General features: G+C 65.3%; 8 protein-coding genes. 5 read left to right on the top strand and 3 right to left on the bottom strand.

Features of this window, described 5'->3' with window-relative positions:
• The first annotated feature begins 35 nt into the window (after positions 1 to 35).
• The 3 genes from ACSJD1_RS03360 to ACSJD1_RS03350 are packed head-to-tail and all read left to right on the top strand — an operon-like array spanning position 36 to position 4,641.
• A complete protein-coding gene (locus ACSJD1_RS03360; RefSeq protein ID WP_438853896.1) occupies positions 36 to 455 on the top strand; it encodes a (deoxy)nucleoside triphosphate pyrophosphohydrolase in 420 nt (139 codons plus the stop codon).
• A gap of 53 nt (positions 456 to 508) precedes the next feature.
• Positions 509 to 3,601 (top strand): DUF3427 domain-containing protein, encoded by a 3,093-nt coding sequence (locus ACSJD1_RS03355; RefSeq protein ID WP_438854116.1) that lies wholly within the window; start codon positions 509 to 511, stop codon positions 3,599 to 3,601.
• Entirely contained in the window at positions 3,598 to 4,641 is a 1,044-nt protein-coding gene (locus ACSJD1_RS03350) for a DUF429 domain-containing protein (protein ID WP_438853895.1), read from the top strand. The genes ACSJD1_RS03355 and ACSJD1_RS03350 overlap by 4 nt, the downstream gene beginning before the upstream one ends.
• A 126-nt stretch (positions 4,642 to 4,767) precedes the next feature.
• Here the strand turns inward: ACSJD1_RS03350 and ACSJD1_RS03345 are convergent, their stop codons facing one another.
• A complete protein-coding gene (locus ACSJD1_RS03345) occupies positions 4,768 to 5,253 on the bottom strand; it encodes a hypothetical protein (protein WP_438853894.1) in 486 nt (161 codons plus the stop codon).
• Between the two features lie 3 nt (positions 5,254 to 5,256).
• Positions 5,257 to 5,775: a hypothetical protein gene (locus tag ACSJD1_RS03340; RefSeq protein WP_438853893.1), complete on the bottom strand. Its 519-nt coding sequence runs from the start codon at positions 5,773 to 5,775 to the stop codon at positions 5,257 to 5,259.
• A gap of 408 nt (positions 5,776 to 6,183) precedes the next feature.
• Here ACSJD1_RS03340 and ACSJD1_RS03335 point away from each other — a divergent pair, with 408 nt between their 5' ends.
• Positions 6,184 to 7,872 carry an exonuclease domain-containing protein gene (locus tag ACSJD1_RS03335; RefSeq protein ID WP_438853892.1) on the top strand — a complete coding sequence of 563 codons (1,689 nt, stop codon included), beginning with the start codon at positions 6,184 to 6,186 and terminating at the stop codon, positions 7,870 to 7,872.
• 425 nt (positions 7,873 to 8,297) lie between these two features.
• Here the strand turns inward: ACSJD1_RS03335 and ACSJD1_RS03330 are convergent, their stop codons facing one another.
• Positions 8,298 to 8,774, bottom strand: coding sequence for a hypothetical protein (locus ACSJD1_RS03330; protein WP_438853891.1), 477 nt, complete (start codon positions 8,772 to 8,774; stop codon positions 8,298 to 8,300).
• A 296-nt stretch (positions 8,775 to 9,070) separates the two neighbouring features.
• Between ACSJD1_RS03330 and ACSJD1_RS03325 the strand changes: the two genes are divergently transcribed.
• Positions 9,071 to 15,496 (top strand): DUF4011 domain-containing protein, encoded by a 6,426-nt coding sequence (locus ACSJD1_RS03325; protein ID WP_438853890.1) that lies wholly within the window; start codon positions 9,071 to 9,073, stop codon positions 15,494 to 15,496.
• The last annotated feature ends 312 nt before the right edge of the window (positions 15,497 to 15,808 follow it).

Raw genomic sequence — 15,808 nt, 5'->3', positions numbered from 1 at the left:
CATCGCGACCCACCTCGATCGATAGGTTCAGCATCGTGACGTCCGAGACAGAGAAGACCGAACTGCAAGTTGTCGCCGCCGCCATCCGAGATGGCGAAACCGTGCTCGCCTGCCGGCGTGCCGCGGGGAAGGCAGCGGGAGGGCAATGGGAATTCCCGGGCGGGAAGGTCGAGCCCGGCGAAGATCCTCGAGCCGCGCTCCGAAGAGAGCTGCTGGAAGAACTGACGGTTGAGGTTGAGATCGGTGACCTGGTTGATCGTTCGCGAACCGAAGTCGGCAACCTCATCATCGACCTCGCTACCTACGACGTGACTCTTGCGGGCTCGCGCCCCAAGACGAGCACCGATCACGACATGCTGACGTGGGTTCATTTTCGGGATCTCAATAACCTGGGCTGGGCGGCGCCGGATCTCCCTGCGGTTGCCGCAATCGTGGAACGGGCGACCCTGTCATGACATCGTCGGAGGTGCCGCAGAGCGACGAACACACGGTCACCGAGCGCATCCGAATGATGCATGGACTGTATGAGAGCCCATTGACCGCTCACCTTCGTCGTGAACTTGACAGGGTGCCCGCCTCAATGCAGCGGTTGTCGCGCGTTTCGGATGGAGATGCCACTGAGCTCCTTGCGCAGCACGTTGCGCGCGCAACACATCGCGCCCTGGTCGACCTGCACACTGCGGAAGATCGCGTGCGCGCCGTGAACCGGGTCCTTGAGGAACTCGGCGTAATGGACGAGCTTCTCGAACCGGACCTTCAGGTCCTGGAACGATTCGCCCCCGAGACCGGCCCAGGCGTGCTGACGTACCCCGATGTGCGTCCGGTCATTCCACTCGGAGAGACTGCACTCCTGACCAACGCACGAGATGAGCCTCAGCTCGGGCACGAACTTCGAGCCGAGATCGATACCTCGGACAACGTCGATCTGCTCTGCGCGTTCGTGAAGTGGCAGGGCCTGCGGTTGCTCGAAGATCCGCTTGGCCGACTGCGCGAGCGCGGCGGCCGGTTGAGGGTCGTGACCACGACCTACATCGGGGCCACCGACCCGCACGCCCTCCGGCGGCTCGTGGAGCAGTTTGGTGCCGAGATCAAGGTCCAGTACGACATCCGGCGGACCCGCCTTCACGCAAAGGCGTGGCTCTTCGAACGGAACACCGGGTTCGACACGGCGTATGTCGGCTCATCCAATCTTTCGAAGGCTGCGTTGCTGGACGGGCTCGAGTGGAACGTCCGTCTCTCCGCTGTCGCGACATCCGCCCTGATCTCGAAGTTCCGCGCCACGTTCGGCAGCTACTGGGCTGACGAAACGTTCGAGCCCTATGAGCCGGATCGAGACGAGGAGAGGCTGAAGGATGCGCTCGCCGAAGCGTCCGGACGCCGACAGACCGACCGCGTCACGGTCTCGCTCTCCGGGCTTGACGTGCGCCCCTACCCTCACCAGACCGAGATGCTTGAGGCGCTCGATGCTGAACGGGAGACTCACGACCGCCACCGCAGCCTTCTCGTCGCTGCGACAGGTACGGGCAAGACCGTCGTTGCAGCACTGGACTATCGCAACCTCCGGGCGAAAGCCGACGGGCAAGACCTCAGTCTGCTGTTCGTCGCGCATCGCGGTGAGATTCTCACGCAGGCGATTCGGACGTACCGTGAAGTGCTCTCGGACGGAAGCTTTGGCGAGGCCTACTACGCCGGGACGATCCCCGGCCGATGGCGACATGTGTTCGCATCGGTGCAATCACTGGCCCGCCTCGATCTCAGCACGATCCCTCAGGATGCCTACGACGTCGTCGTGATCGACGAGTTTCACCATGCTGCGGCCCCGACGTACCGACGACTGCTCGACCATCTGCTGCCCAAGGAGTTGCTCGGCCTCACTGCGACGCCGGAGCGAAGCGATGGATTCGACGTGCGACAGTACTTCGGTGGGCGAAGCGCCCACGAGCTTCGCGTGTGGGATGCCCTCGATGCTGACCTCCTCGTGCCATTCCACTACTTCGGGATCGCGGACGAAACGGACCTCAGCCGCATCGAATGGAAGCGCGGCCGATACGACGAGTCACAGCTCAGCAATCTCTTCACCGGCAACGACGCGCGCGCGCGAATCATCCTGAACCAGGTGCGGGACAAGGTGGGAGACCTCACTGCGATGCGCGCGATCGGATTTTGCGTCAGCGTCGAGCACGCGCGGTACATGGCGCGTGTCTTCCAGGATGCCGGCGTGCCGTCCAGCGCGCTGACCGGTGACACCCCTGCGGATGAGCGGGAATCGATCCTTCGACGACTGCGCGACGGAGACCTGAACGCAGTGTTCGCCGTCGACGTCCTCAACGAGGGGGTCGACATCCCGGAGGTCGACACCGTGTTGTTCCTTCGTCCGACCGAGAGCGCGACGGTGTTCATCCAGCAACTCGGTCGGGGGCTCCGTCATAGCGATGCCAAGCCGGTGCTGACCGCACTCGACTTCGTCGGAATGCATCGCAAGGAGTTCCGATTCGATAAGCGTTTCCGGGCACTCACTGGCGCGAGCCGAAGAGATATCCGGCAGCAGATCGAGTCTGGATTCCCTTTTCTCCCCGCCGGCTCGCAGATCGTGTTGGACCGTGTCAGCCGCGAAGTCGTGCTGCAGAGTGTCCGGAACCAACTCAGCCTGTCCACGCGTGAGCTCGTTTCCGAGGCGCGCAGCGCAGATACGGGTAGCCTTCGACACTTCCTCGAGATCAACGGGCTCGAGCTCAGCGACGTGCTTCGATCAGGGACGCCGACTCGGACGTGGACGACCATCAAGCGGGAGGCTGGACTCTCTACGCCACCGCCTGGCCCACTCGAAACGACGGTACTGAAGCGAGTGCGCGCAGTTGCTCATGTCGATGATCCCGAACGCGCGGACTCTTATGCGCGTCTACTTCGTGGAGCGCTCGATCGCACGCAGCTCACAGCACTACAGCGGGCGCACGCGGCGATGCTGTTCTACTCCGTCTGGCCGAACGGTGGTGGGTTCCCGGACGTTGACACTGGCCTGGCCTCGCTCCAGCGCGAACGCGCGGCTTCGGAAGAGATGGCCGAGGTGGTTGAACTCAGCATGGATCAGACTCCGCGACTGACCCGTGTGATTGATGCGTTGCCCACGCTCCCCGTTCGCGTGCACGCGCAGTACCAGCGGGAAGAGATCCTCGCAGGACTCGGATGGGCGCGTTTAGGCCGTACGCCGAACAACTTCCGCGAAGGTGTCCTTTGGATCGAGGAACTCCAATCCGACGTGTTCTTCGTGACGCTCAAGAAGTCTGAGCGCGAGTACTCGGCGACGACCCTCTACCGCGACTACGCGCTCAGCCCAACGCTGTTTCATTGGGAGTCCCAGTCGACAACCTCGGTCGACTCGAAGACGGGGCAGCGGTATCTGCGTCAGCGGGAGATGGGCACGAACGTACTCATCTTCGTTCGTGAGACGAAAAAGAATGACCTCGAAACGGCACCCTACGTCTTCCTCGGGCCGGCGGAGTATGTCTCGCATGAGGGTGAGCGACCGATTGCGATTACGTGGCGATTGAAGTACCCGATGCCAATGGAGTTGTTCCTCGCGGCGAGTGCAGTGGCCGTATGAGTCACTACATCGGCGTGGACCTCGCCTGGGGCGAAGGCAGCGACCGCAAAGCGGCCAACGAAACCGGTCTCGTCATGATCGATGATGAAGGCACAGTTCTCGATGCTGGTTGGGTTCGTGGGATCGACGCCGTCTTAGCGTGGCTCACGGCGCGAGCAACATCCTCCAGTCTGATCGCGATCGATGCGCCGCTGGTCGTATCCAACGCGACGGGGATGCGCGACTGCGAGAGAGAGGTCGGCCGGGCCTACGGTCGCTGGCAGGTGTCAGCGAATGCTACCAATCTTGGTCGGGGCTGGCAGGCCGGTATCTCGCTGCGCGATCGACTCGAAGAAGCTGGCCTTCGATACTGGAGCGGTCTAGGCGCCCGCGCACGGAGCTCAGCGACCTTCTTCGAGTGCTACCCGTACACGACGCTCGTCGGCGCATCCGAGTTCGGCTATGACGATGAGCGTCCAAGGTACAAGCGCCCGGTCCGTACGCTGACACCATCGGAGCGGCGAGAGTTCCGCGCTCGCGAATGCGATGAGCTCATTCGACGCTTCGCTGGCCTCAGGGACGCCGACCCACCGATTGATCTGGCTTCACATACTCTGACGCGTTCGTTGCTCGACGAGCCTTCACCGCTCGCCGACATTCCGTATAAGCATCGTGAAGACCTTCTCGATGCCGCGATCGCCGCTTGGACCGCCGCGCTGTGGGACCGATTTGGCACTGAGCGGTGCCAAGTTCTCGGTGCGGACTCCGAGCCCGACAGTGAAGGCAGAGTCGCGACGATCATTGCCCCGGCGCGGCCCGAGCAGCGGAAGTCAAGCCAGGTCTCGACCAAGACCAACGGCGGTTCGGCACGACTCCCTGGTGCAACCGCTCCGGCAATCGCCGGCTCGTTGGTCGCCGAGGCAGATCTCAGTCGGGTCAAGCAGATCGAGTTCCTCGCTCATACGGGTCACGCGATTTCAGTCCAGGTCGACGGCCAATTGCGCATCGGACTCCTGGAGGATGGCCACACGCTTCGAATTGAAACTGATCGTCCAAACTGACGGCGACGATCACCGCTCGACCCCGGTGGATCAACTGGACGCAATCAACCTGCCTTTGATCTGCCCTACACGAAACTCGCCACAGCGCTGTCGCACCAGCAACGGATCGATGTCTGAGTGGATCCCTCAATCCCGCGCCGGCTCCGGCGAATCCGAGAGCAGTTGTTCGGGTGGTGCCTGCACGCGTCTGATCCATCCCATGCGCGCCCGGACGCGCTCGTCCTCCAGGATCAGCACCTGCACTCGCGCAAGCAGTACAAGATCGCGATGCGACCTCTTGCTCGCCGTCATGCCTATTGGCAGGAACGCAATGGCGAATGCAGCAAGTCCGAGAGCGACGATGGCGGCCGCCGGAGCGAGCCAAGCACTAGCCTCGCGCAATATCGAGGCGAGGAGAGCGAGGACAGAGACGAACAACGCTGAAAGAGCCAGTGCAAGGCTTCCCGCCGGAGCCACCCTAGTACTCCGAGCGGGAAGGAACTCCAAGAGAAACTCAGCATCCTGTCGCGACTTCGCCGCCTGTCGCAGCCACCGTTCTATCTCAGCTGTGCCCTCCTGCCAGTCATCGCCGAGGAGCATGGCAGCATTCAGCGGCGACGGCTCGGCCTTCATCGGTCACGCACCTTTCATGGCGTCTCGGATTGCGTCGTCAAGCTGAAAGAGTCCATCTCGAACTTCGCCCTGCAACGTGTAAATACGATCGGTGTCTTTCGAGGTCATCCACTTGTCTCGCGGCGGCATGTCCGCGCCACTGACGTCAGACACGGTCGCTCTTGCGATGAGGCCGCGACTCTTGTCAATTTGGCCGTACTCGTTTGCGAACCAGGCCTTCAGGATGACCACGTCCTCCTCGGGCTGTGGTGCAACGAGGAAAACAAGCGCCGGCGAGCGCCGCGCCAGCGTCTTCCGCCGAGGTGCAGACCGTTGCGCGGTCGAGGGATAGCACCTTCCGCAGCGCTTCAACTCAGTGTCGTCGGCTTGGGCGGATCGAACATCCTTGAGGCGTGTTTCGAGATTGCAGTTTGCGTAGAATTCATGCTCGCCGTTTCGACCCTCAAACGCTTTGTGAAGTGTTCTCGCTGTCGAGAAGCCAACCATCTCCGGCGCGCGCGCCTCCGCGGTCTCCGCGGCCACTCGAGCCGACTCCAATCGCTGAACAAGTGTCGGCACGTGCTTCACATGAGCCTCTGGCTCGGTGGCAAATGCGGCCTTTATTCGGCTGAAGAATGAGGGCACCGTATCTCGCTGTTCTATTCGGGGCTGTCGGGCACTTCATTGTGCCCGGCCCCTCTGTCACAAGCACAGCCGCATCAGTCTGAGAAGCACGACGGACACCGCGGCCAGTAGCCGCAGTCGCCATGTGCTGAGCGCAGCGACACCCACCTGCTCATCTGACGGTCGCTTGTCGGGCGGGAAACGGGAAGGAATCGACCCACAGCGAAATTCACGAGAACGGATGGCGTGTCGGACCGCGGCGATGCCTCGCGTTTCGAGAGCATGGGGGTTCCCTCACCTGAGCCTTTACCCCTACGAAAGGGCGCCATGAGCTTCTTCGACCGACTCTTCGGGCGAGCCGACCGTCGCAAGTCCGCGCCGTCGCACCCGACCGCTGGCGATCTTCTCCAGCAGGCGGACGCCCTCCCTCGACAGGGCGGCGACACCCGACAGCAGGCGACCATCACCGCCCGCCAGGCGGTTCCCTCATTCGCAGTCATCGACGTCGAGACGACCGGTCTGTCACCGAAAGCCGGCCGCGTCTTGGAACTGGCCGTCGTGCGAGTCGATGCGCGAGGGGCTGTAATCGACGAGTGGACCAGCCGGTTCAATCCTGAGGGTCCTGTCGGCGCGACGCACATCCACGGGATCACCGCCGCGGATGTCGCCGACGCACCGCTCTTCCACGAGGTCGCGGGAACCATCGTTGATCGACTGGGCGGTCTGCCCGTGGCAGCACACAATGCGAAGTTCGACCTCGCCTTCCTCCGGTCGGAGTTCACCCTCGCCGGCTGGGACATGCCGTGGTTGCCGTCGTTCTGCACCCTCCACGGCAGCTACCACTACCTCCCCGACATGCATCGGCGGCGACTCGCTGACTGCTGCTGGGCCACGGGCGTCCCGCTGAGCGATGCGCACTCGGCGCTTGGAGATGCGCGAGCCGCCGCCGGCCTACTGCGCTACTACCTCGATCGTGCTGCAGCACGCGATGTGCACGGCGATCTGGTCGGAATCTTCGAGCAGGCTCGCGCCGTGTCCTGGCCGGATGGACCGGTCCGGACCCCACGCTCCCGACCCGCTTCGGCGCAACCGACCACCGCTTCAACCCGGATGAGCGCGTCTCGGCCGGCGCAGCCTCCGCTTCTGGAACAGCTGACGGGGCTCAGCCTGCTCGAGGCGCTGGACGAGGGCGCGCCTGAGGGCACGATGACGTACCTCGAGGCGCTCCTGGAGGCTCTCGAAGACGGTGAGGTTTCGGAGGATGAGGCGGTCATCCTCAACGACTACGCCTCGATTTATCAACTCGATGTCAGTGATATCCGGGCCGCAAATCGGGCTTTCGTGCTCGCGCTCGCGCACCGAGCCGTGGACGACGGCCACGTCTCGCGAGACGAACGAGCGCAGCTGAACGCGATCGCTGAACTCCTCGACGTCGACCAGGATTCCGTGCTCGAGATCGTCAAGCATGCGGACGAGGCACGCGCCGCGAGGCTGGGACAGGGGCTTCAGCCGCTCTCGGAGGACTGGTCGCACGGCGAACCGCTGCGCGTGGGTGACAAGGTCGCGTTCACTGGGTGCGATGATGCCGTGCGCGATCGCCTCGAACGCCGCGCCGGAGAGCTCGGAATTCGAGTCATGGGGAACGTCTCGCGGTTCACGGCGATGCTGGTCACGGATGGCTCGTTCACCGGCGGCAAGCTGAAGAGGGCACACGAGCTGAGCACGAGGATCGTCGACCCGGCGACGTTCGAGATGCTCCTCAAGCACGTGCAGCCTGCGCTGGCGACGCCACCCGCGGCGAGCGAAGTCGAGGGCGCCGGAACCCCCGCGCCCTCGCAGCGAGATCGAGAGGTAGCGCCCTCTTCGGTCGTCGCCACAACCGCCGCTTACAGCGGACCTTCGCCTGCGGTTATCCGGCAGTGGGCGCTCGAGAACGGGTACTCGGTCGGAGTCCGTGGGCGCCTCCCACGCGAGGTACTCGAGGCATTCAGCGCAGCCGGCAGCGCCGCCGGCTGAAGAACGACGAGGCGTCACGGATCCGTCCCTCGTCCTACGTCGAATCGCGACGAAGAAGTGGGAGCATGACCGAACAGCCGACAGCTGCCCCTCGTGAACCTGTGATGAGCGTCGAGGAAGGTTGCGTCATCCGGCGCCCGCGGGCGCACGACGAAAGGCCGCGGGCAGCACCGGACCGTCTCCGGGCGGCTGAGAGCGAGTAGGTCCTGCCCGCGCCGCGCGGCGCGGACCTCTGCGCCATCCGATCACCCAGGCCCTCGACCAGGTACGACGCGGTGCCGATTCAACTCGGGGTCAGGTCCGGCCGGCCGGCATCGGCCTGGATGGCATAGGGCCCGATCGGATTCATTCCGCGCGTCGATTGCATCAATTCGCCGCATGACCTAGTCGGTCCGAAAAGTGAAACTGGAACTGATTGGTCGTCTTCAGATCATGTCGAGTTCTTCGCGGCTTTCGGAATCCTCCAGTGCCGCCTCATGCGCCAGCGATACGTAGCGAGCGTAGATGCTCGCCTTGTAGTTGCCTCCACTCAGCATGATGCTCACCACCGACTCCGCGGTTGACCACCTCGCGTAGAAGGCCACGTCGCCGCGCTCAACCGCGTGACCCCAATTGTTCGGGTCATCCCGGTAGAGGGTGTCATGCCACTGAGTGAAACTTCCATCCGGCTCGCCGTACTTCCGGGTGTATAGCTCGAGGAGTCGGTTGAAGTCACCCACATATCTGTTCGGTGATGAGCGCTCCCTTCCGAAGATGTACGAGGCCCTTGCGAGCTCGCCGTCGTGGAATTCGTAGAAGGCGTTCGCGTCCATCGAAGCCACATCCACCTCATAGATGAGCGTGCCCGCTTCGTCGAGCATCGGCTCATCGATCTCGAGGGAGCGCACCTGCGCCTGGGTCATCCCCCAGCTCGCATTTCGAAAGTCAGCCATGTGCAAGAACATGGCACAATCCATGCGGCGTTCGCGTTCTGATACGTCCCCCAAATTCGGGGGGACTAGCAGAGCTTGCAGAGAGAGCAGGCCTGCGCGTATAGGTCGGCCACCACCGTGCTCCACCCCCGAATTGGGCACACCTGCCAATCGGGGACGTCACGACGATGTGACCTGTGCTGACTACCCTCGGGAGGGCGTGCTCGATGTCGGTCGCTACCCCTAACGTGAACCGGCTAGCCAGTGAGCATTCGAGGAAGGCGAACATGGACGACCCGAACCACCACTCCAACGTGGGCGAGGCGCTCGCCGTCCTGATCGGCGGGCTCAAGCCGTTCGTCGAACGCGTGATGCGCGAGGCTGCCCCGGACGTGCCGGACTGGACATCGGTCATGCAACGCAAGGACAAGGCGTCGGGGCGGCACAACCTGACGTACTCGAATCGCGACCTCTCGCTGATGCTCCGCGCGATGACTGAACGACTCGGCGAGCTTGGATTCCCGTTCGACCGGTCGCTGTCCCGCCAGGGCACGAACTATGCCAGCGAGCTCCGCGACGTCCGCAACAGGTGGGCGCACAACGAGGAGTTCTCGGTGGCATCGGCCTACCGGGCGATGGATTCGATGGAACTGCTACTTCGTCTGATCGCCGCTGACGACGAGGCCGACCAAATCGCCGAACTCAAAGCGCCGCTGCTGCCGGTGCGACCGGCTGAGCCACGCCCGGTCTCGGATTACGCGCCGATCGAGTTGGCCCCGGCTCCCCCGACAGAACCGAAGCCGACGGCATCGCCGACAGGGGTTCCATCGATCGCGATCAGCGCCATCCCCGTGCTGAGCTACCCGATGGCACTGAGTCGGATCGCCGTCATCGACGAGATCTCGATCACCGGTGTGCCCGCCGACATGCGAGCCGCATCGCTCGAGGTTGAGGTGGTGAGCGCGACCGGATCGCTCGGCGATCCGAAGGTGCATCTGGTCGACCTCGAAACCGGCGAAACGACGACGTTGCGTGATCTCGAGCTCCTGCTCGACCCCGCCCGCATGCTCGAGATCGACGTGCAGCAGCACGGTCGCATTCGCGCCACGCTTCGGGATGCCGCGGGCGCGACGCTCACGGAGACATCGATCGACGTCGAGATCCTGGCAGGCAACCAGTGGATCGCGAATCCGCTCCATCTCGGCCTCGAGATGCTCGCGGCGCACGTGCAGCCGAACTCGCCCGCATTGGGTTCGTTGCTCGTCGAGGCGTCCGATCGCCTGAAGGCCGAAACCGGCCGCGGCGACCTCGACGCCTATCAGAGCGAGAACCCGATTCGAGTGGATGCGATCGTCACCGCCGTGTACGACGCGATGAGGGCACGCGACATCCGCTATGCCGAGCCGCCCGCTAGCTGGGGTCAACGCGGTCAGCGCGTGCGCACGCCGGGCGAGGTGCTCGACGAGCGCCTCGGCACCTGCCTCGACACCACCGTGACCCTGGCGGCGGCGCTCGAACAACTCGGTATCAACACCACGCTCTGGATCGCGAAAAGCCACGCATTCCTCGGGTACTGGCGCTCCGACACCTCGCTCGGAGTGGTGGCGACCACGGATCCGATGGAGATCGCGAACCTCGTCGACCTCGGGCACATCGCGCTCGTCGAGACGACCATGCTCACCGGCGGGGACGACTCGCTGCCCTTCGGTGAAGCGAACCGCGCACCGCGAACGCGATTCCTCGACGGGGACTCCGACGCACTGCTCGGCGTCAGCGACGTCCGAGAGGCCCGCGGGCACCAGATCTACCCGCTCCCGAGTCGATCGCGAGCGGCCGACGGCACCACGACGATCACGACGTACCAACCGCCGGCAGCCGCGGTCATCGCCCCGTACTACGGACAGCCGAGCGGCGACGGAGCACCGGCCGAGCGGACCGCGGTGCCTCGCCGCGTCCAGCTCTGGAAGAACGCCCTCCTCGACCTGAGCCTGCGAAACAAGCTCATCAACTACACCGCGCGAGCGGGGTATCGACTCGAAGTGCCGGCGCCCGCCGTCGCCCGACTCGAGGACGCCGTGAACGCCGGCGCCACGATCACGCTGGTCGCCTCCGACGACATCCCGTCGGTCGACCACGAACGCGGAGTCCGCTACGCGCGGGACCTTCCCGAGCCGCTCCGCGAGGAGACCCTCGCCGCCAAGCGCCGGGCCTACATCGACATCACCGGCGCCGCGTACACCAGCAAGCTCCGCTACCTCGCCTACAAGGCCAAGACGATCGTCGAGGAAACGGGCGCCAACAACCTGTACCTCGCCTTCGGCATGCTGCACTGGCGGTTCAACGACCGCGACCTTCGCTCGCCGCTGGTGCTGGTTCCAGTGAACATGTCGACCACGAATCGCGGGCAGGTCTACCAGCTCTCGCTCGACGAGGCAGGTGCCTCGACGCCCAACTACTGCCTGCTCGAGAAGCTGAGCGTCGCGTTCGGTCTCGAGATACCCGGCCTGCAGACGCCGGTGGAGGATGACTCGGGCATCGACCTCGGCGCGGCATTCCGCGCTGCCCGCGAGGCGATCGCGTCGGCCGGGCTCCCGTTCCGGGTGGAAGAGACCGTCGACCTCTCGATCCTGCAGTTCGCGAAGTTCCCGCTATGGAAGGACCTCGACGACAACTGGGAGGCGCTCGCGAAAAACCCGCTCGTCTCACACCTCATCCACACCCCGCTGCAACCGTTCCAGGACCCGGTGACCGAGGTTCTGCCGGCCGACCTCGACGAACTCGGCGCGGTCGTGCCGGTCCCTGCCGACGGTTCGCAGCTCGAGGCCGTCGCCGACGCCGTCGGGGGCCGCACCTTCGTGCTCGAGGGACCTCCCGGCACCGGCAAGTCGCAGACGATCACGAACCTCCTGGCGCGCTCGCTCGCCGCGGGCAAGCGCGTGCTCTTCGTCGCCGAGAAGCGTGCGGCGCTCGACGTGGTGAAGAAGCGCCTCGAATCGGTCGGCCTGGGCGACCTCTCGCTCGACCTGCATGACAAGTCCGCCCGGCCCGCAGCCGTGCGTGCCCAGATCAAGACGGCGCTCGAGCTCACGGTGGGCGCCGACCGGGCGAAGCTCCAAGCCGACTCTGAGACCGCCGAGGCGAGCCGACGGTCGCTGGCCCGCTACGCCCAACGACTCCACGAGCCAAATGCCGCGGGGATGTCCCTGTACACCGCACGCACCACCGAACTCGCCCTCGACCCCGACGCGCCCGCACTCGAGGTCCCGGCGGAACTCGTGTCGAGCTCCGTTCCCGAGCAGGTCGAAGCGTTACGGAGCGCTCTACGGCGCCTTCCGGAGACTGCCGACCTCGCGCGACCCGAGCCGCGGCATCCGTGGGGGTTCATCGACGAGCGACCCGGCACCCGGGTCGACGCGGCGCATGTGCACCGCACCGCGCGAGAGTTCCACGCTGCGCTCGAGGCGGCCCAGCAGGCGGGCATCGGGCTCGACGAACTGGCACTTTCGTCGAGCCCCGACGAGTTGCAGGCGTGGGCCCAGATCTCGCGGGCCCCGCGACATCCGGTGGCGACACTCGACTCCCTTGCGCAGGACGAATGGCTCGCCTACCTGCGGGGAGTCTCGGCGCGCGTCGCGTCGTTCGCCGTGCCGGCATGGGTGAGCCAGGTACGGCCGACCGTCCTGGCCCGCGACGTTCAGGCAATCCATCAGGATGCCCTCGCAGCGGATGCCTCCAGCTTCTTCGGTCGCAAGAAGCGGCGGCAGGCGGTGCTGGCTCGATTCGCGGACGAGCTGATCGTCGAACCGAAGTCCATCAGGCTCAAGAACCTTTCGGTGCTGACCGGCGAGATGGCCGCCACCATGGCGGAAGTCGAGTCGTTGCGCGAGGCGATCCGCAAGGTTCCCCTGCCGCTGATCGACTCGGGCTGGAACCCGCTCGTCGAAGCCGACGTGAAGACGTTCGACTCACGCCTTCGCTGGATCATGTGGCTCGGGGAGTCGCTCAAGGACCGGACAGATCCGCGGATCATCGCGATCCGCGACTACTTCGCGCGGACGAGCGCCGGTGATGCGGCTGCCGAGCTCGAGCACCTGGTGACGACATGGCGCGAGTTCGACACGGCGGCGGGCACTCCGACGACGAAGGCAAACGACTGGCTCGGCGATGAGTCGTTCGTGAAGCGCTGGTGGGAGACGCGCAGCGCACGCCGACTCGACACGAGTGAGCCCGTGACGCTCAATCGCTGGCTCGACTTCGTGCGCTCCCTCGAACCGCTGCGGACGGCCGGGCTCGTTGCGGCCCGCGACTCACTGCTTCGCGGCGAGATCGCCGCAGAAGATGCCGCGATCGCCTTCGACAAGGGCGTCGCGCGTGCCTCCATCGCCGAACGCGAGGATGCCACGGCCTTGGGCGCCTTCGACCCTCAGGCCCAGAACAATTCGATCGCGCGCTTCACCGCCTCGACGCACGCCGTGCGGGGCCACCTCCCGCGGGTGATCCCATCGGATCTCCTCTCCGCACGCACGTTCTCGGTGAACGCAGCCGGCGGCCTGGTCGGTGGCCTGCGCAGGCAGCTCGAGCGCCAGCGCGGCGGCATGAGCGTGCGAGCGATGCTCGACAACTACGGGGAACTCATCACCCAGATCATGCCGTGCACGTTGATGAGTCCGGACTCGGTCGCGCGCTTCTTCCCCGCCCGCCCCGACCTCTTCGACATCGTCGTCTTCGACGAGGCGTCCCAGATCCGCGTCGCCGATGCGGTGGGCGCCATGGGGCGCGGTTCCTCGGTCATCGTGGTCGGCGACAGCAAGCAGATGCCGCCCACGAGCTTCGCCGAGTCGAGCGCGTCGGTCGACGAAGACATCGAGTACACGCCCGAGACCGTCGTCGACGAGGAATCGATCCTCAGCGAGAGCGTGCAGGCGCAGGTGCCCCGCAAGTGGCTCTCGTGGCACTACCGGAGCCAGGACGAATCGCTGATCGCATTCAGCAACCACCACTACTACGAGAATCGCCTGTCGTCGTTCCCTGCTCCGGTGGCCAGCGGCGCGAACGACGCGATCGACGGGCACGGGATCTCGTTCGTGCGCGTGAACGGTCACTTCGAGCGCTCCGGCAAGGGCAAGACCCTGCGCACGAACCGCGTGGAAGCCGAGGCCATCGTCGACGACATCCAACGTCGGTTCTGGGCGTCGCCCGACGAGTCACCGTCGGTGGGGGTCATCACCTTCAACGCGCAGCAGCGCGACCTCATCGACAACCTGCTGCGAGACAGCGGTGACGAACGCATCCTCCGGGCCCTCGACGAGCCCGACGGCCTGTTCGTGAAGAACCTCGAGAACGTGCAGGGCGACGAGCGCGACTGCATCCTGTTCTCGGTCGCGTTCAGCACGAACGACAACGGCGTGCTCCCGCTCAACTTCGGACCGCTCGGACGGGCCGGCGGCGAGCGCCGACTCAACGTCGCGGTGACGCGGGCCCGGCGACAGGTGATCCTGTTCGCGAGCTTCGACCCCGATCAGCTTCGAGCCGAGCAGACGAGTTCGGTCGGCATCAAGCACCTGAAGGCCTACCTCGAGCTGGCGGCTCGCGGGGTCGAAGCGGTCACCGACGACGGGCGACGGATGCCGCGCATCGATCGTCACCGCGACGACATCGCCGCCGAGCTGCGCGCCGCCGGCTATGCCGTGCGCACCGATGTCGGGCTCTCCGAGTTCCGCGTCGACCTCAGCATCGCCGATGCCGCTGAGCCGGAACGCCCCCTCGTCGCGGTGCTCCTCGACGGCGAGAACTGGCGCGCGCGCCAGACCGTGGCAGACCGTGACGGGCTGCCCGTCGAGGTGCTCAAGGGGCTCATGCGATGGCCTGGAGTCGAGCGTGTCTGGCTGCCGGAGTGGCTGCACAATCGTGAGGAGACTGTCGCGCGACTCCTGGAGGCGGTGGATCGAGCGCGTGAGGCGGATGCGGCGCCCGCTCCGATCCCGCCCGTCATGCCGTCGCCGGATGCCTCGCGGCCCGTCCCGTCCGATTCCGAGAGACAGCCCCGTCGAGGACAGCCGACCGACGCCGATGTGTCGCTCGACATGCCGATACGAGCGAGCCAGATCGCTACGACTCCCGCTCCCGCACAGGCTGCGACGCACCCTGATGTCACGGAGTTCAGGGAGTGGGTGCCAGGGCGGCTCGGCTCGATATCGACGCTTGATGAATTGCCGCGCTCGGCTGCGGCCGATCGAGTCGGAAAGGCGATCCGTGCCGCGCTCGCAGCTGAAGGGCCGATTCACTCGATCAGGCTCGCGAAGGTCGTGGCGGGAGGTTTCGGACTCGAACGCGTCGCGCAGGCTCGAGCCGCGGCCATCCTCCGATGCGTTCCGCCCGAGTTCAGGCGTTCGACGGGGGAGCGCACGTTCCTGTGGCCGGTCGACCTCGACCCGCAGACCTGGCGCGGCGTGCGCCGTGCGCAGCCCGGATCCTCCCGCGACCCCGAGTACATCTCGCTCGTCGAGATCGCGAACGCGATGCGCGTCGCAGCCGCGCTCTCAGGAGGCATGGACGAGACGGAGCTGAAGCGCGAGGCACTCGGGATGTTCGGTGGCAAGCGCCTTACCTCAGCAATCGATGCCCGGCTGGGCGCTGGACTGCAGCACGGCCTCGAGACCGGTCGGCTTGAGCGATCGCACTCCGGATACCTCGTGGACGGGCTTCGATCATGAAACGGGATGAGTCTCGCCTCGAATTTCTACGCCGCAAGCACGGCACTGCAGATGAGCGTGGCAAGGCTCGGCTCTGGCGGCGATTTCTCGCGATCAGCGCGGGAGATTCACGCCTCGACGTCCTCAACCAGCGCGATCGAATTCGGCGGTGGGAGGAATTGACTCCAGCGGAGAGGACGAGCTCGCTCATCTCGATGCGCAACTATCTGGCTTCGTCACACTGGGACCGCAATGACGCACAGAGAGAAGAGATTCTCAGCTGGTACCAACGGGAGACTGCTGGATCCAATGAGACCAGCGCACGGAGCACGC

Origin of the sequence: Agromyces excoecariae (assembly GCF_051715505.1) — a bacterium.
GTDB lineage: Bacteria > Actinomycetota > Actinomycetes > Actinomycetales > Microbacteriaceae > Agromyces.
The sequence above is the reverse complement of the archived record's forward strand: the minus strand, read 5'-3'. Positions and strand labels throughout refer to the sequence as shown.

What these genes read in the sequence shown, in the direction of transcription:
- ACSJD1_RS03345 (WP_438853894.1), bottom strand. Translation starts at nt 5,253, where the DNA reads ATGAAGGCCGAGCCGTCGCCGCTGAATGCTGCCATGCTCCTCGGCGAT.
- ACSJD1_RS03330 (WP_438853891.1), bottom strand. Translation starts at nt 8,774, where the DNA reads ATGACCCAGGCGCAGGTGCGCTCCCTCGAGATCGATGAGCCGATGCTC.
- ACSJD1_RS03355 (WP_438854116.1), top strand. Translation starts at nt 509, where the DNA reads ATGATGCATGGACTGTATGAGAGCCCATTGACCGCTCACCTTCGTCGT.
- ACSJD1_RS03325 (WP_438853890.1), top strand. Translation starts at nt 9,071, where the DNA reads ATGGACGACCCGAACCACCACTCCAACGTGGGCGAGGCGCTCGCCGTC.
- ACSJD1_RS03350 (WP_438853895.1), top strand. Translation starts at nt 3,598, where the DNA reads ATGAGTCACTACATCGGCGTGGACCTCGCCTGGGGCGAAGGCAGCGAC.
- ACSJD1_RS03335 (WP_438853892.1), top strand. Translation starts at nt 6,184, where the DNA reads ATGAGCTTCTTCGACCGACTCTTCGGGCGAGCCGACCGTCGCAAGTCC.